This is a genomic window from Pseudomonas sp. GW821-FHT05D12 (assembly GCF_059419825.1).
In genome coordinates this window covers 232702-252451 of the sequence record NZ_JBWKSN010000003.1, presented here as the reverse complement: position 1 = coordinate 252451, position 19750 = coordinate 232702, and the positions used below count along the sequence as shown (strand labels likewise).

General features: G+C 60.4%; 16 protein-coding genes. 9 read left to right on the top strand and 7 right to left on the bottom strand.

Annotated features, from left to right (window positions below):
• Positions 1-71 precede the first annotated feature (71 nt).
• A complete protein-coding gene (locus tag AC07SI_RS06865; protein ID WP_106805396.1) occupies positions 72-2522 on the bottom strand; it encodes a glycogen/starch/alpha-glucan phosphorylase in 2451 nt (816 codons plus the stop codon).
• A 237-nt stretch (positions 2523-2759) separates the two neighbouring features.
• Between AC07SI_RS06865 and AC07SI_RS06860 the strand changes: the two genes are divergently transcribed.
• Entirely contained in the window at positions 2760-3194 is a 435-nt protein-coding gene (locus tag AC07SI_RS06860) for a YkgJ family cysteine cluster protein (RefSeq protein WP_017529542.1), read from the top strand.
• A gap of 342 nt (positions 3195-3536) precedes the next feature.
• On the opposite strand, the gene typA is transcribed toward AC07SI_RS06860, so the two are convergent.
• Both typA and thiI read right to left on the bottom strand, forming a co-directional pair.
• Entirely contained in the window at positions 3537-5357 is a 1821-nt protein-coding gene (gene typA / locus AC07SI_RS06855) for a translational GTPase TypA (protein ID WP_058423717.1), read from the bottom strand.
• A 139-nt stretch (positions 5358-5496) separates the two neighbouring features.
• Positions 5497-6951 (bottom strand): tRNA uracil 4-sulfurtransferase ThiI, encoded by a 1455-nt coding sequence (thiI, locus tag AC07SI_RS06850; protein WP_106805397.1) that lies wholly within the window; start codon positions 6949-6951, stop codon positions 5497-5499.
• A gap of 334 nt (positions 6952-7285) precedes the next feature.
• Here thiI and glnA point away from each other — a divergent pair, with 334 nt between their 5' ends.
• The 4 genes from glnA to ntrC all read left to right on the top strand — a co-directional run bounded on the left by glnA (position 7286) and on the right by ntrC (position 12265).
• The gene (gene glnA / locus AC07SI_RS06845; RefSeq protein ID WP_065899824.1) at positions 7286-8692 is read left to right on the top strand and encodes a type I glutamate--ammonia ligase; all 1407 of its coding nucleotides are present in this window, start codon (positions 7286-7288) and stop codon (positions 8690-8692) included.
• Positions 8693-8871: 179 nt separating this feature from the next.
• Positions 8872-9408, top strand: a complete 537-nt coding sequence (locus AC07SI_RS06840) for a chorismate mutase (RefSeq protein ID WP_065899821.1) — start codon at positions 8872-8874, stop codon at positions 9406-9408.
• Between the two features lie 338 nt (positions 9409-9746).
• Positions 9747-10832: a nitrogen regulation protein NR(II) gene (gene glnL, locus AC07SI_RS06835; protein WP_016979130.1), complete on the top strand. Its 1086-nt coding sequence runs from the start codon at positions 9747-9749 to the stop codon at positions 10830-10832.
• The gene (gene ntrC, locus AC07SI_RS06830) at positions 10829-12265 is read left to right on the top strand and encodes a nitrogen regulation protein NR(I) (RefSeq protein ID WP_008435682.1); all 1437 of its coding nucleotides are present in this window, start codon (positions 10829-10831) and stop codon (positions 12263-12265) included. The genes glnL and ntrC overlap by 4 nt, the downstream gene beginning before the upstream one ends.
• Before the next feature lie 625 nt (positions 12266-12890).
• Here the strand turns inward: ntrC and AC07SI_RS06825 are convergent.
• Positions 12891-13331, bottom strand: coding sequence for a hypothetical protein (locus AC07SI_RS06825; RefSeq protein ID WP_213550275.1), 441 nt, complete (start codon positions 13329-13331; stop codon positions 12891-12893).
• Here AC07SI_RS06825 and AC07SI_RS06820 point away from each other — a divergent pair.
• Positions 13330-13785: a tRNA (cytidine(34)-2'-O)-methyltransferase gene (locus tag AC07SI_RS06820; RefSeq protein WP_010563141.1), complete on the top strand. Its 456-nt coding sequence runs from the start codon at positions 13330-13332 to the stop codon at positions 13783-13785. The two genes, AC07SI_RS06825 and AC07SI_RS06820, sit on opposite strands and share 2 nt — an antisense overlap.
• Before the next feature lie 195 nt (positions 13786-13980).
• On the opposite strand, the gene secB is transcribed toward AC07SI_RS06820, so the two are convergent.
• The 3 genes from secB to AC07SI_RS06805 are packed head-to-tail and all read right to left on the bottom strand — an operon-like array spanning position 13981 to position 15169.
• The gene (secB, locus tag AC07SI_RS06815) at positions 13981-14460 is read right to left on the bottom strand and encodes a protein-export chaperone SecB (protein WP_065899817.1); all 480 of its coding nucleotides are present in this window, start codon (positions 14458-14460) and stop codon (positions 13981-13983) included.
• Between the two features lie 39 nt (positions 14461-14499).
• Positions 14500-14754, bottom strand: a complete 255-nt coding sequence (gene grxC / locus AC07SI_RS06810; protein WP_065899814.1) for a glutaredoxin 3 — start codon at positions 14752-14754, stop codon at positions 14500-14502.
• Between the two features lies 1 nt (position 14755).
• Entirely contained in the window at positions 14756-15169 is a 414-nt protein-coding gene (locus AC07SI_RS06805) for a rhodanese-like domain-containing protein (protein WP_065899812.1), read from the bottom strand.
• Positions 15170-15320: 151 nt separating this feature from the next.
• Between AC07SI_RS06805 and gpmI the strand changes: the two genes are divergently transcribed.
• From gpmI to AC07SI_RS06790, 3 genes are all read left to right on the top strand, one after another.
• On the top strand, positions 15321-16847 hold the full coding sequence (gpmI, locus tag AC07SI_RS06800) for a 2,3-bisphosphoglycerate-independent phosphoglycerate mutase (RefSeq protein WP_106805400.1): 1527 nt from the start codon (positions 15321-15323) through the stop codon (positions 16845-16847).
• Between the two features lie 259 nt (positions 16848-17106).
• A complete protein-coding gene (locus tag AC07SI_RS06795; protein WP_065899809.1) occupies positions 17107-18402 on the top strand; it encodes a murein hydrolase activator EnvC family protein in 1296 nt (431 codons plus the stop codon).
• A 31-nt stretch (positions 18403-18433) separates the two neighbouring features.
• On the top strand, positions 18434-19750 hold the full coding sequence (locus AC07SI_RS06790; protein WP_065899807.1) for a S41 family peptidase: 1317 nt from the start codon (positions 18434-18436) through the stop codon (positions 19748-19750).

Here is a 19750-nt window from a genome sequence, read left to right as displayed (position 1 = left end):
CACCGAGGTGATGCTATCGCAGGCAAGCCAGCGCCCACATAAACCCGTACACATGTTCAGGTCAGCGATGGTTAGTCGAGGGCTTTCCAGATCTCGGTCGCGTACTCCCTGATGGTCCGGTCCGAGCTGAACCAACCCATCCGCGCCGTATTCAGCACTGCCGAACGCCACCATGCCTTGGAGTCGTGCCAATGCGCTTCGACTCGCGCCTGGGCGTCCCAGTAGGAATCGAAGTCGGCACACACCAGGAAGCGGTCGTAGTCGACCAGCCCGTCGATCAGGCCGACATAACGGCCCGGGTCATCCGGCGAGAACACCCCACCGCGAATCGCCTGCAGTACATCGTTGAGCCGATGCGATGCGGCAATCTCCGGCCCGGCGTTGAACTCACCCGCGTGCTTGCGGGCTTCCACCTGCTGCGCGCTGAGGCCGAAGATAAACATGTGCTCGGCGCCCACGCGCTCGTGCATTTCCACGTTGGCGCCGTCCATGGTGCCGATGGTCAGCGCGCCGTTGAGGCCAAATTTCATGTTACTGGTGCCCGAGGCTTCAAAGCCGGCGGTGGAAATCTGCTCCGACAAGTCCGCCGCCGGGATGATGCTTTCCGCCAGGCTGACGTTGTAGTTGGGCAGGAACACCACCTTGAGCAAACCGCGCACGGTCGGATCATTGTTCACGGTGCGCGCAATGTCGTTGGTCAGCTTGATGATCAACTTGGCCTGGTGATAACTGGCCGCCGCCTTGCCCGCGAAGATCTTCACGCGCGGCACCCAGTCGGTGCCAGGTTCGGCACGGATCGCCTGGTACAGCGCCACGGTGTGCAACAGGTTCAGCAGTTGGCGCTTGTACTCGTGGATGCGCTTGACCTGCACGTCGAACATCGCCGCCGGGTTGATCGCGATTCCCAACCGCTCATGAATGATGTCGGCCAAGGCCCGCTTGCTGTGCAGCCGCTGCTCGGCAAACGCCTTGCGAAAGGTCTGCTTATCAGCAAAGGGCTCAAGCTCCACCAGGCGCTCTTCGGGCTTGTCGAGAATGTCCGGGCCCAGCGCCTCCACCAGCATCGAGGTGAGCTTGGGGTTGGCCTGGTACAGCCAGCGGCGGAAGGTGATGCCGTTGGTTTTGTTGTTGATGCGCTCTGGGTAGAGCTTGTGCAATTCGGAGAACACCGTGCTGCGCATCAACTGGGTGTGCAAACCGGACACGCCGTTGACACTGTGGGAGCCGAGGAACGCGAGGTTACCCATGCGCACGCGACGGCCGTTGTCTTCTTCGATCAGCGATACCGCGCGCAGCACGTCGAAATCGTGGATGCCTTTGGCGCGCAGCGAGTCGATGTGCTGGGCGTTGATCAGGTAGATGATCTGCATGTGCCGCGGCAGCATGCGTTCCATCAGGCCGACCGGCCAGGTTTCCAGCGCTTCGGGCAGCAGCGTGTGGTTGGTGTACGACAAGGTTTCGACGGTGACATCCCAGGCGGCTTCCCATGGAATGTCGTGCAGGTCGACCAACTGGCGCATCAACTCGGCGACGGCGATGGACGGGTGGGTGTCGTTGAGCTGGATCGCCGCGTGCTCGCCCAGGCTCAGCACCGAGCCGTGCATGTTCTTGTGGCGGCGCAGCAGGTCCTGCAGCGAGGCCGAGACGAAGAAATATTCCTGGCGCAGGCGCAATTCCTGCCCCGCTTCGGTGCTGTCGGCCGGGTAAAGCACGCGCGAGATGCTTTCGGCGCGGGCCACTTCGGCCACCGCGCCCAGGTGGTCACCGGCGTTGAAGCGCTCCAGGTGCAGGTCTTCCACCGCCCGCGCACGCCACAACCGCAGGGTATTCACACTGGCGCCGCGCCAGCCGACCACCGGGGTGTCGTAGGCAACGGCGCGCACGGTTTCGTTGGGCGACCACACCTGGATCATCTTGCCGGAGGCATCCGCCAGGGTTTCGACGCTGCCGCCAAAGCCGATCGGGTAAATCACTTCGGCACGTTCGAACTCCCACGGGTTGCCGAAATCCAGCCAGCGTTCGGTTTGCTCCTGCTGCCAGCCATCGACAATCGCCTGGCGGAACAGGCCGTGTTCATAGCGGATGCCATAGCCATGGCCGGCAATGCCCAGGGTCGACATGCTTTCCATGAAGCAGGCCGCGAGACGGCCCAGACCGCCGTTGCCGAGCGCCGCGTCGGGCTCCAGCAGGCGGATGCGCTCCAGGTCCACGCCCAGCTCGGACAGGGCTTCGCGCGCAATCTCCAGCACGCCAAGGTTGCTCAGGCTGTCGTAGAGCAAGCGGCCGATAAGGAATTCCAGCGAGAGGTAATACACCCGCTTCTGGCCCTTGCGGTAGATCCGCCGCGTGTGGTCCATCCAGTGGTCGACCATCTGGTCGCGGGCGGCCAGGGCAATGGCTTCGAACCAGTCATGGTCGAAGGCGTGATCCGGGTCCTTGCCCACCGCGTAGGTGAGTTTGGTCAAGACGGCATCGCGAAATGCGGCTACCTCTGCTTCTCGTGCAAGTGGTTCCTGAGACATCAAATGCGACCTCGGGCGAGATAGAAGGAGTTGCTAGAGCCTAGACGGTCTGACAGACGGTAGACGCTCTGGTTCGGCAGTTTTTTAACTCATTCACCTTTGCGGAAATTAGATGCAGGGGCCGTGCCTGCTTTTCCCTGGCGCACCGTTGGAGATGAAATCTGCAAAATATTGTTCAAAAAATCACCAATCCCGGTATGATCGCGCGCCCGGATATCGCCCCACCTTGGAACCCTGATGAAGCCTCAACTGATCGCCGCCGCGGAACTCGACCGTCTCGAGACCTGGCAGAAATATTCCGCCCACATGTGCGGTGGCTGCGTGTCCAGCTGCTGCACGCTGCCGGTCGAGGTGAAGATCAAGGACCTGATCCGCATTGGCATCGTCGATGAGTTCGAGCGCGGCGACCCGCCGAAGAACATCGCCAAGCGCTTGCAGAAGGAAGGCATCGTCGAGCGCTTCAATTCCAAGTCGGAAATATTCACCCTGCAGCGCATGAGCAACAACGATTGCCTGTACCTGGATCGTAAGACGCGTTTCTGCACTATTTATGACAAGCGCCCGGACACCTGCCGCAACCACCCCAAGATCGGCCCGCGCCCAGGGTATTGCGCGTACAAGCCGAAGGAAGTGGTGCGCGAAACCAAGTTCAAGACCCTCGACAAGTTCTGATCCAACCCCCCCTTTGGCAAGCGGGCCTGCTCTGATGAACGAGCTCGCTGTGATGAACGAGCCTGTTGTGGTGGACGGGCTTGTTGTGATGAACGAGCCTGTTGTGGCGAGCGGGCTTGCCCCGCGTTGGGCTGCGCAGCAGCCCCAAACCCAAACACCTCGGTTTGCCTGAAACAACGCACCGATTCCTGGAGGGGCCGCTTCGCAGCCCAACGCGGGGCAAGCCCGCTCACCACAACAAGCCCGCTCACCACAAAAGCCGCCGGCGCCCCCAATAAGCAGGCATAAAAAAACGCCCCCGGCCTTTCGACCGGGGGCGTTTTTCATTCAGCCTGAGTTAACTCAGTTCTTGGCTTTCTTGGCAGCGCGGGTACGCTCGCCTTCGTCCAGGATCTTCTTACGCAGGCGGATCGACTTCGGTGTCACTTCGCACAGCTCGTCGTCCTGGATGAATTCCAGGGCCTGTTCCAGGGTGAAGCGAACAGGTGGAACCAGGGCGATGGTTTCGTCTTTACCCGAAGCACGCATGTTGTCGAGCTTCTTGCCTTTGGTTGGGTTGACGCCCATGTCGTTGTCACGACTGTTCAGACCAACGATCTGGCCGTTGTAGATCTCTTGACCGTGTTCAACGAACAGCTTGCCACGCGCCTGCAGGGTTTCCAGGGAGTAGGTCAGTGCCTTGCCGGTTTCAACCGATACCAGAACACCGTTCTGACGGCCGGACATGTCGCCGGACTTCATGGTGTCGTAACGATCGAAGATCGAGGTCAGGATGCCAGCACCGTTGGTCAGGGTCAGGAACTGGTTACGGAAACCGATCAGACCACGAGCAGGGATGTTGTATTCCAGACGTACACGGCCCTTGCCATCCGGCACCATGTTGGTCAGGTCGCCCTTACGCAGGCCCATCTCTTCCATGACCTTGCCCTGGGATTCTTCAGGGGTGTCGATGGTCACGTTTTCGAACGGTTCCTGCTTCACGCCGTCAACCTGACGGATGATCACTTCAGGACGACCAACGCCCATTTCGAAGCCTTCGCGACGCATGGTTTCGATCAGTACCGAGAGGTGCAGCTCACCACGGCCGGAAACCTTGAACTTGTCAGCCGAGTCGCCTTCTTCAACGCGCAGAGCAACGTTGTACAGCAGCTCTTTGTCCAGACGCTCCTTGATGTTACGGGAGGTCACGAACTTGCCTTCTTTACCGCAGAATGGCGAGTCGTTTACCTGGAAGGTCATGGAAACGGTTGGCTCGTCGACGGTCAGAGGCTTCATCGCCTCGACAGCGTCCGGGTGGCACAGGGTGTCGGAGATGAACAGCGAGTCCATACCGCTGATGCACACGATGTCGCCAGCAGCCGCTTCTTCAACGTCGATGCGGTGCAGACCGTGGTGACCCATCAGCTTCAGGATACGACCGTTGCGCTTCTTGCCGTCGGCGCCGATAGCGACAACCGGGGTGTTCGGCTTGACGCGACCACGAGCGATACGGCCAACGCCGATAACACCCAGGAAGCTGTTGTAGTCCAGTGCGGAGATTTGCATCTGGAACGGACCGTCACGGTCAACAGCCGGCGCAGGTACGTTGTCGACGATCGACTGGTACAGCGGGGTCATGTCTTCAGCCATGTCGGTGTGGTCCAGACCGGCAATACCGTTCAGGGCCGAGGCGTAGACGACTTTGAAGTCCAGCTGTTCTTCGGTAGCACCCAGGTTGTCGAACAGGTCGAAGATCTGGTCCAGAACCCAGTCCGGACGCGCGCCTGGACGGTCAACCTTGTTGATGCACACGATCGGACGCAGGCCGGCTTCGAACGCCTTCTTGGTCACGAAACGGGTTTGCGGCATAGGGCCGTCTTGAGCGTCAACCAGCAGCAGAACGGAGTCAACCATCGACATTACGCGTTCTACTTCGCCGCCGAAGTCGGCGTGGCCCGGGGTATCCACGATGTTGATGTGGTAGCCGTTCCAGTTGATAGCGGTGTTTTTTGCCAGGATGGTAATACCGCGCTCTTTTTCCTGGTCGTTGGAGTCCATCACGCGCTCGTCGTTGAGCTCGTTGCGCTCCAGGGTGCCGGATTGACGCAGGAGTTTGTCTACCAGGGTGGTTTTACCATGGTCAACGTGAGCAATGATGGCGATGTTACGTAGATTTTCGATCACTTGTGTATCTCGATCAGAGGATTCGGTGTGCTGACAGGTCGTGGCAGCGATTAACAGTAGAGTCAGGCCTTGCCGTTACAGCTTGACGGCAGAGTCGGGGGGCCGGTGACGCAGGCCACAGGCAAACAGCCCCGGGCTCTTAGCTCGGTCGATAAACGCGCACATTGGCATACCCCTCACTGAGCAAATGGTGAGCATGCAGGCGACTCATCACGCCTTTGTCGCAATACAGCAGGTACTGACGGCTGTTATCCAGTTCCTTGAAACGCGCGTTCAATGCATAGAACGGCAGCGTTTGTACGTCGATGCCGGCGATCTCCAGCGGCTCATCCTCTGCGGCATCCGGATGACGGATGTCGACGACGATCTGGCCGGCCAGGGCTTCGCTGACTTCTTCGATCTGCACATCCTGGCCCAGTTCATCGATGACACGATCGATCGGGACCAGCTTGGCGTTCTCGAGCGCACGCTCCAGAATCGCCATGTCGAATTCTTTTTCTTCATGCTCCACGCGGTGACGCTTGGCGTGGGTCTTGGGGTTCACCGAGATGACCCCGCAGTACTCGGGCATGTGCTTGGCAAAGTCGGCGGTGCCGATCTGCTCTGCCAGGTCGATGATGTCCTGCTTATGGCTGGCGATCAGCGGGCGCAAGACCAGCTTCTCGGTGACACAATCGATGATCGACAGGTTCGGCAGCGTCTGGCTGGACACCTGGGAGATCGCTTCGCCGGTCACCAGCGCGTCGATCTGCAGTTGATCGGCGATTCGGGACGCAGCGCGCAACATCATACGCTTCAATACTACGCCCATATGACTGTTATCGACTTTGCCGAGAATTTCGCCCAGCACTTCCTCGAACGGTACGCTCACAAATAGCACGCGCTGGGAGCTGCCGTACTTCTTCCAGATAAAGTGCGCGACTTCCATCACGCCCAATTCGTGTGCACGCCCGCCCAGGTTAAAGAAGCAGAAGTGGCTCATCAGGCCGCGGCGCATGATCTGGTAGGCCGCCACCGTGGAATCGAAACCGCCGGACATCAGCACCAGGGTCTGTTCCAGGGCGCCCAGCGGGTAGCCGCCGATGCTGTCGTGCTGGCTATGGATCACAAACAACCGTTGGTCGCGAATTTCCATGCGCACTTCAATTTGCGGCGCCTTGAGGGAAATTCCGGCGGCGCCGCACTCGCGACGCAGCTTGCTGCCGACGTATTTTTCGACATCCATGGAGCTGAACGGGTGCTTGCCGGCACGCTTGCAGCGCACCGAAAAAATCTTGCCTTCCAGCGCGCTGCCGTAGTGCTGCTTGCACTTTTCGGTGATGTCGTCGAAGTCGCCCAGCGGGTACTCGTCGACCTGCAGGAAATGCGCGATGCCCGGCATGCAGCTCAGGCGCTCAGTCATATCCTTCAAGGCTTTGGCGTCGGTTACGCGGGTTTCCAGCTCGAGGTTGTCCCACACGCCGTTCACCACCACAGCCGGGTCCAGATCGCGGAGCACGGCACGGATGTTCTTGGCCAACTGACGGATGAAACGCGTCCGTACCGGTCGGCTCTTGATGGTGATCTCGGGGAAGACTTTAACGATTAATTTCATGGAAACAGCGCGCGCAGGGCCTGCCGAAAAAGGGGGGCGCGGATTATAGCGGAAATCGCTCAAGGTTTAACCAGTTAATATGCATCAGCCGCTTCACGCACCAAAACGGGTCATTTATAGAAATTAACGCTACATTGCAGTGCGTTATTTATTCCGTTTCAGCGGATTGCACCTTTATAGGGGCCATTTTGAAGCAAAAAGGCCATGTTGGCGCACTGGCATGCAATTTGCTCTCTTGTGAGGCAGGTTGCCATGGCGGAGTATCCGCGCCGGCATCACCCACATTCTAAGGGCTAACTCCACTACCCCAGCCCGAAGCCACCCGGAGGACACCATGTCGAAGTCGGTTCAACTCATCAAAGATCATGACGTTAAATGGATTGATCTGCGCTTCACGGACACAAAAGGCACTCAGCACCACGTGACCATGCCGGCTCGCGACGCGCTGGATGATGCTTTCTTCGAAGAAGGCAAAATGTTCGACGGCTCCTCCATCGCCGGCTGGAAAGGCATCGAAGCTTCCGACATGATCCTGATGCCGGACGACAGCACTGCCGTACTGGACCCGTTCACCGAAGAAGCCACCCTGATCCTGGTGTGCGACGTGATCGAGCCTTCGACCATGCAGGGCTACGACCGCGACCCACGTGCGATCGCCAAGCGTGCCGAGGAATACCTGAAGTCCACCGGTATCGGTGACACCGTATTCGTAGGCCCAGAGCCAGAATTCTTCATCTTCGACCAAGTCAAGTTCAAGTCCGACATCTCCGGCTCGATGTTCAAGATCTACTCCGAGCAAGGTTCGTGGATGTCCGACCAGGACGTGGAAGGCGGCAACCATGGCCACCGTCCAGGTATCAAAGGCGGCTACTTCCCGGTTCCACCGTTCGACCACGACCACGAAATCCGTACCTCCATGTGCAACGCCATGGAAGACATGGGCCTGGTCATCGAAGTGCACCACCACGAAGTGGCCACTGCCGGCCAGAACGAAATCGGTGTGAAGTTCAACACCCTGGTTGCCAAGGCTGACGAAGTTCAGACCCTGAAGTACTGCGTACACAACACTGCCGTGGCCTACGGCCGTACCGCTACCTTCATGCCTAAGCCACTGTACGGCGATAACGGTTCGGGTATGCACGTTCACCTGTCCATCGCCAAAGAAGGCAAGAACACCTTCGCTGGCGAAGGCTATGCCGGCCTGTCCGACACCGCCCTGTACTTCATCGGCGGCATCATCAAGCACGGTAAGGCCCTGAACGGCTTCACCAACCCGTCGACCAACTCCTACAAGCGTCTGGTCCCAGGTTTCGAAGCACCGGTGATGCTGGCCTACTCGGCTCGCAACCGTTCTGCCTCGATCCGTATTCCTTACGTGTCCAGCCCTCGCGCTCGCCGTATCGAAGCACGCTTCCCGGATCCAGCAGCCAACCCGTACCTGGCCTTCGCTGCCCTGGTAATGGCCGGCCTGGACGGTATCCAGAACAAGATCCACCCTGGCGACGCCGCCGACAAAAACTTGTACGACCTGCCGCCTGAAGAGGCCAAAGAGATCCCACAAGTGTGCGGCAGCCTGAAAGAAGCCCTGGAAGAGCTGGACAAGGGCCGTGCGTTCCTGACCAAAGGCGGCGTATTCAGCGACGACTTCATCGATGCCTACATCGAGCTGAAAAGCGCAGAAGAAATCAAAGTACGCACCTTCGTACACCCACTGGAATACGAGCTGTACTACAGCTGCTGATCCGGTAGCGCTGCGTAACGCGGCGTGATGAAAAAGACCTCCTTCGGGAGGTCTTTTTTTTGCCTGCACATCATGAAAAATGCAGCCTCGGGCTCGCGCGTGATTGCGCCGCATCCAGTACCTGTTGTATTGACTGACACTGCCATCGCGGGCAAGCCCGCTCCCACAGGAGATCGCCTTTGAAGCTTCGACTTGCCTCTGTCCTATTATTTATCAGCGCCAATGCACTCGCCGCCCCACCGACCCTGGAGCCTTTGCTCAACAGCATCGCCGAACGCCTGGAGATTGCCGATCAGGTCGCGCTGAGCAAGTGGGACAGCAAAAAGCCAGTGGAAGACAAGAAGCGCGAGCAAGAAGTGATCGCCAGCGTCATCGCCCAGGCGCCAACCTACAAGCTGGCGCCCGCCGCCGCCGAGCAGTTTTTCTCGGCGCAGATCGAAGCGAACAAACTGGTGCAGTACACCCATCTGTCTGACTGGCAGTTCCAGGGCAAGGCGCCGGACGATCCGCGACCGGACCTGGTCAAGCAGATTCGCCCGAAACTGGATGAACTGCAAAAACGCCTGCTGCAGCAACTCGCTGACTTCACCCCGCAGCGCACCGACGCGCAGTGCCCGCAATGGCTCGCCTCAGCCGTGCATGAGCCACTCAATGATCCGCTGCGCCAACTGGCAATGATCCGCGCCACAGCCGAGCTGTGCATCAACAAAGGCTAAAAGCTGCAACCCCATCAAAACTGTGGGAGCTGGCTTGCCTGCGATAGCGCAGGCAAGCCAGCGCCTCCATGCGCGCAACCTTTCAAGTCATCCCCTCACTTCCTGAACAACCTTCACAAAACCGCACTATATTGGTGCGATAGGCTGCACCCTTCCCACCTGTCCAGCCCATTTTGGTTCGATTCTTCCCGATCAAGCTGGCAGAACGCCACAGTTTCGCGCCTAAAACCCCTATTTCAGGGCTTTAACGCTTCTTTTCGGAGCCTTGGTTTGGTTTTTGCATTTTCCTTGTATCAGCGTGTGCCTCAAGCCCGCGCCATGCTCCAAAAGAGGTCCTGATGACCATCAGCGATGCACTGCACCGTTTGCTACTCGACAACCTGACCACCGCGACCATTCTGCTCAATGACGATCTGCGCCTTGAGTACATGAACCCGGCGGCGGAGATGCTCCTGGCCATCAGCGGCCAGCGCAGCCATGGGCAGTTCATCAGCGAGCTGTTCACCGAATCGGCCGAAGCCTTGAGTTCGTTGCGCCAGGCGGTGGAGCAGGCACACCCGTTTACCAAGCGCGAGGCGATGCTCACGGCCCTGACCGGCCAGACGCTGACCGTCGACTACGCCGTTACCCCGATCCTGAGCAACGGCGCCACCCTGCTGCTGCTCGAAGTCCACCCCCGCGATCGCCTGCTGCGCATTACCAAGGAGGAAGCGCAGTTGTCCAAGCAGGAAACCAGCAAAATGCTGGTGCGCGGCCTGGCCCACGAGATCAAGAACCCCCTCGGCGGGATTCGCGGCGCGGCGCAGCTGTTGGCCCGTGAGCTGCCGGACGAGAACCTCAAGGACTACACCAACGTCATCATCGAGGAAGCCGACCGCCTGCGGAACCTGGTGGACCGCATGCTCGGCTCCAACAAGCTGCCGTCGCTGGCGATGACCAACGTGCACGAGGTGCTGGAACGTGTCTGCCAACTGGTCGAAGCCGAAAGCCAGGGCTGCATCACCTTGGTGCGCGACTACGACCCGAGCATTCCCGACGTCTTGATCGACCGCGAGCAGATGATCCAGGCGGTGCTCAATATCGTGCGCAACGCCATGCAGGCCATCAGCAGCCAGAACGAACTGCGCCTGGGCCGCATCAGCCTGCGCACCCGTGCCCTGCGCCAATTCACCATTGGCCACGTGCGCCATCGCCTGGTGACCAAGGTCGAGATCATCGACAACGGCCCGGGCATTCCTGCGGAACTGCAGGAAACCATTTTCTTTCCCATGGTCAGCGGCCGTCCGGACGGTACCGGGCTGGGCCTGGCCATCACCCAGAACATCATCAGCCAGCACCAGGGTCTGATCGAATGTGAAAGCCATCCTGGCCACACCACGTTCTCGATCTTTCTGCCTCTGGAACAAGGAGCCCCATCGACATGAGCCGTAGTGAAACTGTCTGGATCGTCGATGACGACCGTTCTATCCGCTGGGTCCTCGAGAAAGCCTTGCAACAGGAAGGCATGACCACCCAGAGCTTCGACAGCGCCGACGGGGTGATGAGTCGCCTGGCTCGCCAGCAGCCGGATGTGATCATCTCCGACATCCGCATGCCCGGCGCCAGTGGCCTGGACCTGCTGGCACGGATCCGCGAGCAGCACCCGCGCCTGCCAGTGATCATCATGACTGCGCACTCGGACCTGGACAGCGCTGTCGCGTCCTATCAGGGCGGTGCTTTTGAATACCTGCCCAAGCCGTTCGATGTGGACGAGGCGGTGGCGCTGGTCAAGCGCGCCAACCAGCACGCCCAGGAACAGCAGAACCAGGAAGCGCCACCCGCCCTGACCCGCACCCCGGAAATCATCGGCGAAGCGCCGGCGATGCAGGAAGTGTTTCGCGCTATCGGGCGTTTGAGCCACTCCAACATCACCGTGCTGATCAACGGCGAGTCGGGTACCGGTAAAGAGTTGGTGGCCCATGCCCTGCACCGTCACAGCCCACGGGCCGCATCGCCGTTCATTGCCTTGAACATGGCGGCGATCCCCAAGGACCTGATGGAGTCCGAGCTGTTCGGCCATGAAAAAGGTGCCTTCACCGGCGCAGCCAACCTGCGTCGCGGGCGTTTTGAACAGGCCGACGGCGGCACGTTGTTCCTCGACGAAATCGGCGACATGCCGGCCGACACCCAGACCCGCCTGCTGCGTGTATTGGCAGACGGTGAGTTCTACCGCGTCGGCGGGCACACGCCGGTCAAGGTCGACGTGCGCATCATCGCCGCGACGCACCAGAACCTGGAAACCCTGGTGCACGCGGGCAAATTCCGTGAGGACTTGTTCCACCGCCTCAACGTGATCCGCATCCATATTCCGCGGATGTCGGACCGTCGTGAAGACATCCCGACCCTCGCCCGCCATTTCCTCAGCCGCGCCGCCCAGGAGCTGGCCGTCGAGCCGAAGCTGCTCAAGAGCGAGACCGAGGAATACCTGAAGAACCTGCCGTGGCCAGGCAACGTGCGCCAGCTGGAGAACACCTGCCGCTGGATCACGGTGATGGCTTCCGGGCGCGAAGTGCACATCAGCGACCTGCCGCCGGAGCTGTTGAGCCTGCCACAGGACTCGGCGCCGGTGACCAACTGGGAACAGGCGCTGCGCCAATGGGCCGACCAGGCCTTGGCTCGCGGCCAGTCGAACCTGCTGGACAGTGCCGTGCCGGCCTTCGAGCGGATCATGATCGAAACCGCCCTGAAACACACCGCCGGCCGCCGCCGCGATGCCGCCGTGCTGCTGGGCTGGGGCCGCAACACCCTGACGCGCAAGATCAAGGAGTTGGGGATGAAGGTCGATGGCGGGGATGACGACGAAGGTGATGAGGCCTGATCACTCATCCCTGATCCACTGAAGATCTAATGTGGGAGCCGGGCTTGCCCGCGATGGCGCTGTGTCAGTCACTGGATGTATCGACTGACACAGCGCCATCGCAGGCAAGCCAGCTCCCACATTTGTTTTGTACCAGACTAACGACCGTGCACCGCTTCAATGCACCATGAACCGGCATCGGGCACGTATCCCAAGCGCAAAACAGCCGCCTGATTAAGAAAAAACCAAATCGCAAAAACACCAAAGCCCCGTATTCCGGGGCTTTGCGCTTTTTGGCAATTTTTTTTGGCATACATTGCAAACTCTGGCACGCGCCCTGCAATAACCCTTGTACTACCCAGTTTCGGGGACCTTGGTACAGGCAGGCCGAGAATCCCCTCTTTACACCCGGGGTGCTTGATGCGAATCGCGTCGCGCTCCACACCGCTTTGGGGAACCTCGGTACAGGCAGGCCGGGGATTCCCTCTTTAACACCGAAGCCGTAATGGCTTCACCCCGTTTTGGGAGCCCTGGTACAGGCAGGCCGGGAACTCCCTTCTTTACACCCGGGGCTTATGTGGCACAGCGCCCATAGCCCCAGCCCGTTTTGGGGACCTTGGTACAGGCAGGCCGGGGATTCCCTCTTTTATTGCTCTTGGAGATGGATCTCCAGCCGCCAGCGGCCATCGGCCTTCTCCCCTTTCCACTCCCCGCGCAATGGCCGAGCCGCCACCAGGTTCAGCAGCAAGCCGCCATCGGTCTTGCGCACGCGCCAGTTCACATCCTTATCGTTGACCTTGAGTTGCCCACCGGCCGCCTTGCCTTGCGCATCAAACAGCAGCGCCACGGTGCCATCAACCAACTCGCCGTGCAGCTTGGGTTCGCTGTTGAACCACACCACCACGCCGTCTGCCACTGTCTCGACCTGCTGCAATTCGACCGGGTCAGGGGTGGTCAGGCGGCCGATCATCAGGCCGATCATCAGGCCAACAATCGCCAACGAGCCCATGACCTTCGGGAATAGCTTCGGCCTGGGGTCTTCTTCAGGGGTAGAATGCAGCGCATCTTTGCCTTCGGAGCCGTGCATGTTTCACGTCATCCTTTTTCAACCAGAAATTCCGCCGAATACCGGCAACGTTATCAGGCTATGCGCCAACAGTGGCTGCCACCTGCATTTGATCGAGCCGCTGGGCTTCGACATGGACGACAAGCGCCTGCGCCGCGCCGGCCTGGACTACCACGAGTATGCCACCCTGCAGCGCCACGCCGACCTCGCCAGCTGCCTGGAAAGCCTGGGCCATCCACGCCTGTTCGCGTTCACCACCAAGGGTTCGCGGCCGTTCCATGACGCCAGCTTTGCCGAAGGCGACGCCTTCCTGTTCGGCCCGGAAAGCCGGGGCCTGCCAGCCGAGGTGCTCGACGCCCTGCCCGACGGCCATCGCCTGCGTTTGCCGATGCGCGAGGGCTGCCGCAGCCTGAACTTGTCCAACACCGTGGCCGTTGCGGTTTACGAAGGCTGGCGGCAACTGGGGTTCAAGTAACACCCAAAACAAAATGTGGGAGGGGCTTGTGTGGCAACCGGGCTTCTGTGGGAGCCGGGCTTGCCCGCGATGCAGGCACCTCGGTGTCTCAAAAACACCGTGGTGACGCTATCGCAGGCAAGCCAGCTCCCACAGAAAACCGGCTCTCACACAAGCCCGCTCCCACATTGGATCGGCGTCGTTGCTCAGAACAGCTTACTGAACCGTTGGCGAGCCTTCCTGTTGCATGCGCTGCAGCTCTTGGGCGTACAGGGCATCGAAGTTCACCGGCGCCAGCATCAGTGCCGGGAACGAGCCACGGGTGACCAGGCTGTCCAGGGTCTCACGGGCATACGGGAACAGGATGTTCGGGCAGAACGCGCCCAGGGTGTGGCTCATGGACGCTTCGTCCAGGCCCTGGATCAGGAAGATGCCAGCCTGTTGCACTTCAGCGATGAAGGCCACTTCTTCGCCGTTCTTGACGGTCACCGACAGGGTCAGCACGACTTCGTGGAAGTCGCCTTCCAGTGCCTTTTGGCGAGTGTTCAGGTCCAGCGCAACGCTTGGGGTCCATTCCTGACGGAAGATCGCCGGGCTTTTCGGCGCTTCGAACGACAGGTCGCGCACATAGATACGCTGCAACGAGAATTGTGGGCCTTGAGCTTCTGCTGCTTCGGTGTTCTGTTGGTCAGTCATCTCAGATCCTTGATCTTGGGGTCTTTTAGGGGTTGGGAGTCAGACGAGCAGCAGCGCATCGAGTTTACCCGCGCGCTCCAGGGCGAACAGGTCATCGCATCCACCGACATGTTTGGCGCCGATCCAGATCTGCGGCACGGACGTGCGCCCCGCCTTCTGGGCCATTTCGGCGCGCACCTGGGGCTTGCCGTCGACCTTGATCTCTTCGAAGGCAACACCCTTTTTCTCCAGCAAGGCCTTGGCCCGCATGCAGTAAGGGCACCAATCGCTGGAATACACGACAACCTGGCTCATATCACTTCACCAGCGGCAGGTTATCGGCCTTCCAGCTGCCGATACCGCCGGACAGTTTGGCGGCGGTAAAACCGCTCTTGAGCATCTCGCGGGCGTGGGTGCCGGCGTGCTGGCCTTGGGCGTCGACCAGGATGATGGTCTTGGCCTTGTATTTTTCCAGCTCGGCCAGGCGCGCGATCAGCTTGTCCTGCGGAATGTTCAGGGCGCCAACGATATGACCGGCGGCAAATTCCTTGGCCGCACGGATATCCACGACAACGGCCTCATCCTTGTTGACCAGCGCGGTCAGCTCCGACGTGCTCAGGCTGCGGCCACCGCGGCTCAATTCATGAGCGATCAGCAGCGCCAGCAGGATGACGAAGGCACCCGCGAGCAGGTAGTGGGCAGTGGCAAATGCAATCAGGTGATCAACCATCAAGGAGGTTCCAGGGCGTTAAAATGGCGGTAAGTATACACAGCCGCCAAGGGGGGCCAACCCCCGTAAAGCGGTGACGTGGTCGGAACTTCGCTTTAAACTGCCACTCCCTTTTCAATTGTCTTCCTTTATTAACGCCGCGAGAGGATCTATGACTACTACGCCTAAACCTTTGGTCCTGATAATTCTCGATGGCTTTGGACACAGTGAAAGCCACCACGACAACGCCGTATACGCGGCCAGGAAGCCCGTGCTCGACCGCCTGGTCGCCACCGTTCCCAACGGCCTGATCTCCGGTTCCGGCATGGACGTGGGCCTGCCGGATGGCCAGATGGGCAACTCGGAAGTCGGCCACATGAATCTCGGCGCCGGACGAGTGGTCTATCAGGACTTCACCCGCGTGACCAAATCGATCCGCGATGGCGACTTCTTCGAGAACCCGACCATCTGCGCAGCAGTCGATAAAGCCGTCGCGGCCGGCAAGGCCGTGCACTTCATGGGCCTGCTCTCGGACGGCGGCGTCCACAGCCACCAGGACCACCTGATCGCGATGGCCGAGCTGGCCTTCAAGCGCGGCGCCGACAAAATCTACCTGCACGCCTTCCTGGACGGCCGCGACACTCCGCCGAAAAGCGCGCAATCCTCCATCGAGCTGCTTGACGCCACCTTCGCCGCCCTGGGCAAGGGCCGCATTGCCAGCCTGGTCGGCCGTTACTTCGCCATGGACCGCGACAACCGCTGGGACCGCGTGGCACAGGCCTACAACCTGATCGTCGACGGCCAGGCCGAATTCAACGCCGCCACCGCCCAGGAAGGCCTGGAAGCCGCCTACGCGCGTGGCGAGAGCGATGAATTCGTCAAGGCCACCACCATCGGCGAGCCGGTGAAAGTCGAAGACGGCGACGCCGTGGTGTTCATGAACTTTCGCGCCGACCGTGCCCGCGAGCTGAGCCACGTCTTCGTCGACGCCGGTTTCAAGGACTTCGAACGCGCGCGCCAGCCGAAAGTCGAGTTCGTGATGCTCACCCAATACGCCGCCAACATCCCGGCCCCGTCGGCTTTCGCCCCGGGCAGCCTGGAAAACGTGCTGGGCGACTACCTGGCGAAAAACGGCAAGACCCAGCTGCGGATCGCCGAAACCGAGAAGTATGCCCACGTGACCTTCTTCTTCTCCGGCGGGCGCGAAGAGCCGTTCCCCGGCGAAGAGCGCATCCTGATCCCGTCGCCAAAGGTCGCCACCTACGACTTGCAGCCGGAAATGAGCGCGCCTGAAGTCACCGACAAAATCGTCGACGCCATCGACAACCAGCGTTATGACGTGATCGTGGTCAACTACGCCAACGGTGACATGGTCGGCCACAGCGGCAACCTCGAAGCTGCCACCAAAGCGGTGGAATGCCTGGACCTGTGCGTCGGCCGCATCGTTGACGCGCTGGAAAAAGTCGGCGGCGAAGCGCTGATCACTGCCGACCACGGCAACTGCGAGCAGATGTCCGATGAATCCACAGGGCAAGCCCACACTGCCCACACCACCGAGCCAGTGCCGTTCATCTACGTCGGCAAGCGCGACCTGAAAGTGCGCGAAGGCGGCGTGCTGGCGGACGTGGCGCCGACCATGCTGAAGCTGATGGGGCTGGAGAAACCGAAAGAGATGACCGGCACTTCGATCCTGGTCTAAGTTTCGGATACCCCCCAAAACAGTGTGGGAGCGGGCTTGCCCGCGATAGCGGCAGATCAGCAGACATTTATATGGCTGATCCAACGCCATCGCGGGCAAGCCCGCTCCCACATTGGTTTTGCAGAGTTTTCAAAGATGTCGTTTTGCCATACCGGCGCCACTCGGCACCTATCTTGCCTTCCAGCCCGAATTGGGCGTTTTTTTTGCGGCGCTTGGCGGGCATACTAGGCCGTCCCTTTCCCTGGTGTCGCCCGCCTCTATGCTTCGCGCCTTGATTACCCTTGCTCTCGTCTGCCTGCTCCAACCGGCATTTGCCGATGAGCGCGCACAAACCCAACAACAGTTGGACGCTACGCGTCAGGACATTACCGAGCTGAAAAAGCTGCTCGGCAAGCTCCAGGAAGAAAAATCCGGGGTACAGAAAGACCTGCGCGGCACGGAAACCGAGATGGGCAAGCTGGAGAAGCAGGTCCAGGAGCTGCAAAAAGAACTAAAGAAGAGCGAGTCGGAACTGGAGCGACTCGACGCTGAGAAAAAAAAACTCCAGAGCGCACGCGTTGAACAGCAACGCCTGATCGCGATCCAGGCCCGCGCCGCCTATCAGAGCGGCCGTCAGGAATACCTCAAGCTGCTGCTCAACCAGCAGAACCCGGAAAAATTCGCGCGCACCCTGACCTACTACGATTACCTGAGCAAAGCCCGCCTGGAGCAGTTGAAAAGCTTCAACGAGACCCTGCGCCAATTGGTCAATGTCGAACAGGAGATCGCCAACCAGCAGTCGCAGTTGCAGGACCAGAAAAGCGCCCTCGACACCCAGCGCGACGAACTCGACAAGGTCCGCAAGGAACGCCAGCTGGCCCTGGCCAAGCTCAATGACGACGTGAAGGCCCGTGACGCCAAGCTGCAAGCCCGCGAGCAAGACCAGGCCGACCTGGCCAAAGTCCTCAAGACCATCGAAGAAACCCTGGCGCGCCAGGCACGCGAGGCCGAAGAAGCGCGGCAAAAGGCGTTGATCGCCCAGCAGGAAGCCGAAAAAAAGCGTCAGCGTGAGGCCGAACTGGCTGCCACCTCGGACGCTCCCGCGCCGCGTAAACCGGCACATGCAGCGCCCGGACCGCTGGTTTCCAGCGCCGGCGAGTCGTTCGGTGGCCCTTTTGCTTCAGCTCGCGGCAAACTTCCATGGCCAGTTGATGGTCGATTACTGGCACGCTTCGGTGAAACCCGTGGCGATGACACCCGCGCCAAGTGGGATGGGGTGATGATCAGCGCCTCCGCCGGCAGCCAGGTGCATGCCGTTCACGGTGGGCGCGTGGTGTTCGCCGATTGGCTGCGGGGCGCCGGTTTGCTGGTGATTCTTGACCACGGTAATGGCTATTTGAGCCTTTACGGCCACAATCAGACTTTACTCAAGTCGGCAGGTGATGTTGTAAAAGCCGGTGAATCCATCTCCACTGTGGGTAACAGTGGTGGCCAGGACACCCCGGCGCTGTACTTCGCTATTCGTCAGCAGGGCCGCCCGAGCGACCCTGCACAATGGTGCAGAACCCAAGGATAAGGGTCGCATCTACATTAGGAGTTCGTTCGACATGCTGCATTTGTCCCGCCTCACTTCGCTGGCCCTGACGATCGCCCTGGTGATCGGCGCGCCCCTGGCTTTCGCCGACCAGGCTGCCCCGGCTGCACCCGCCGCCTCGGCCGCGACCACCAAGGCACCGTTGCCGCTGGACGAATTGCGCACCTTTGCCGAGGTCATGGACCGGATCAAGGCCGCTTATGTCGAACCCGTAGACGACAAGACCCTGCTGGAAAATGCCATCAAGGGCATGCTCAGCAACCTCGACCCGCACTCTGCTTACCTGGGCCCTGAAGATTTCGCCGAGCTGCAGGAAAGCACCAGCGGTGAATTCGGCGGCTTGGGCATTGAAGTCGGCTCCGAAGACGGCAATATCAAGGTCGTCTCGCCAATCGATGACACCCCGGCGTCCAAGGCCGGCATCCAGGCCGGCGACTTTATCGTCAAGATCAACGGCCAGCCGACCCGCGGCCAGACCATGACCGAAGCCGTCGACAAGATGCGCGGCAAGATCGGCCAGAAAATCACCCTGACCCTGGTGCGCGACGGCGGCAACCCGTTCGACGTGACCCTGACCCGTGCCACCATCGTGGTCAAGAGCGTGAAGAGCCAACTGCTGGAGTCGGGCTACGGCTACATCCGTATCACCCAGTTCCAGGTCAAGACCGGCGACGAAGTGGCCAAGGCCCTGGCCAAGCTGCGCAAGGACAACGGCAAGAAACTCAGCGGTATCGTGCTCGACCTGCGCAACAACCCCGGCGGCGTGCTGCAGTCGGCGGTGGAAGTGGTCGACCATTTCATCACCAAAGGCCTGATCGTCTACACCAAGGGCCGTATCGCCAACTCCGAGTTGCGCTTCTCGGCGACCGGCAACGACCTCAGCGAAAACGTGCCACTGGCCGTACTGATCAACGGCGGCAGCGCCTCGGCATCGGAAATCGTCGCCGGCGCCCTGCAGGACCAGAAGCGCGGCGTGCTGATGGGCACCACCAGCTTCGGCAAAGGCTCGGTGCAAACCGTGCTGCCGCTGAACAATGACCGCGCGCTGAAAATCACCACCGCGCTGTACTACACGCCGAATGGTCGTTCGATCCAGGCCCAGGGCATCGTGCCCGACATCGAAGTGCGCAAGGCCAAGATCACCAACGAGATCGACAGCGAGTACTACAAAGAGGCTGACCTGCAAGGTCACCTGGGCAATGGCAACGGCGGCGCCGACCAGCCAACCGGCAGCGGCACCAAAGCCAAGCCGATGCCGCAGGACGACGATTACCAGCTGGCCCAGGCGCTGAGCCTGCTCAAGGGCCTGAGCATCACACGCAGCCGTTGA

Bases quoted from the DNA above. Each gene is read 5' to 3' on its own strand.
- AC07SI_RS06865 (WP_106805396.1), bottom strand. From the start codon at position 2,522: ATGTCTCAGGAACCACTTGCACGAGAAGCAGAGGTAGCCGCATTTCGC.
- AC07SI_RS06860 (WP_017529542.1), top strand. From the start codon at position 2,760: ATGAAGCCTCAACTGATCGCCGCCGCGGAACTCGACCGTCTCGAGACC.
- thiI (WP_106805397.1), bottom strand. From the start codon at position 6,951: ATGAAATTAATCGTTAAAGTCTTCCCCGAGATCACCATCAAGAGCCGA.
- glnA (WP_065899824.1), top strand. From the start codon at position 7,286: ATGTCGAAGTCGGTTCAACTCATCAAAGATCATGACGTTAAATGGATT.
- glnL (WP_016979130.1), top strand. From the start codon at position 9,747: ATGACCATCAGCGATGCACTGCACCGTTTGCTACTCGACAACCTGACC.
- ntrC (WP_008435682.1), top strand. From the start codon at position 10,829: ATGAGCCGTAGTGAAACTGTCTGGATCGTCGATGACGACCGTTCTATC.
- AC07SI_RS06820 (WP_010563141.1), top strand. From the start codon at position 13,330: ATGTTTCACGTCATCCTTTTTCAACCAGAAATTCCGCCGAATACCGGC.
- AC07SI_RS06825 (WP_213550275.1), bottom strand. From the start codon at position 13,331: ATGCACGGCTCCGAAGGCAAAGATGCGCTGCATTCTACCCCTGAAGAA.
- secB (WP_065899817.1), bottom strand. From the start codon at position 14,460: ATGACTGACCAACAGAACACCGAAGCAGCAGAAGCTCAAGGCCCACAA.
- grxC (WP_065899814.1), bottom strand. From the start codon at position 14,754: ATGAGCCAGGTTGTCGTGTATTCCAGCGATTGGTGCCCTTACTGCATG.
- AC07SI_RS06805 (WP_065899812.1), bottom strand. From the start codon at position 15,169: ATGGTTGATCACCTGATTGCATTTGCCACTGCCCACTACCTGCTCGCG.
- gpmI (WP_106805400.1), top strand. From the start codon at position 15,321: ATGACTACTACGCCTAAACCTTTGGTCCTGATAATTCTCGATGGCTTT.
- AC07SI_RS06795 (WP_065899809.1), top strand. From the start codon at position 17,107: ATGCTTCGCGCCTTGATTACCCTTGCTCTCGTCTGCCTGCTCCAACCG.
- AC07SI_RS06790 (WP_065899807.1), top strand. From the start codon at position 18,434: ATGCTGCATTTGTCCCGCCTCACTTCGCTGGCCCTGACGATCGCCCTG.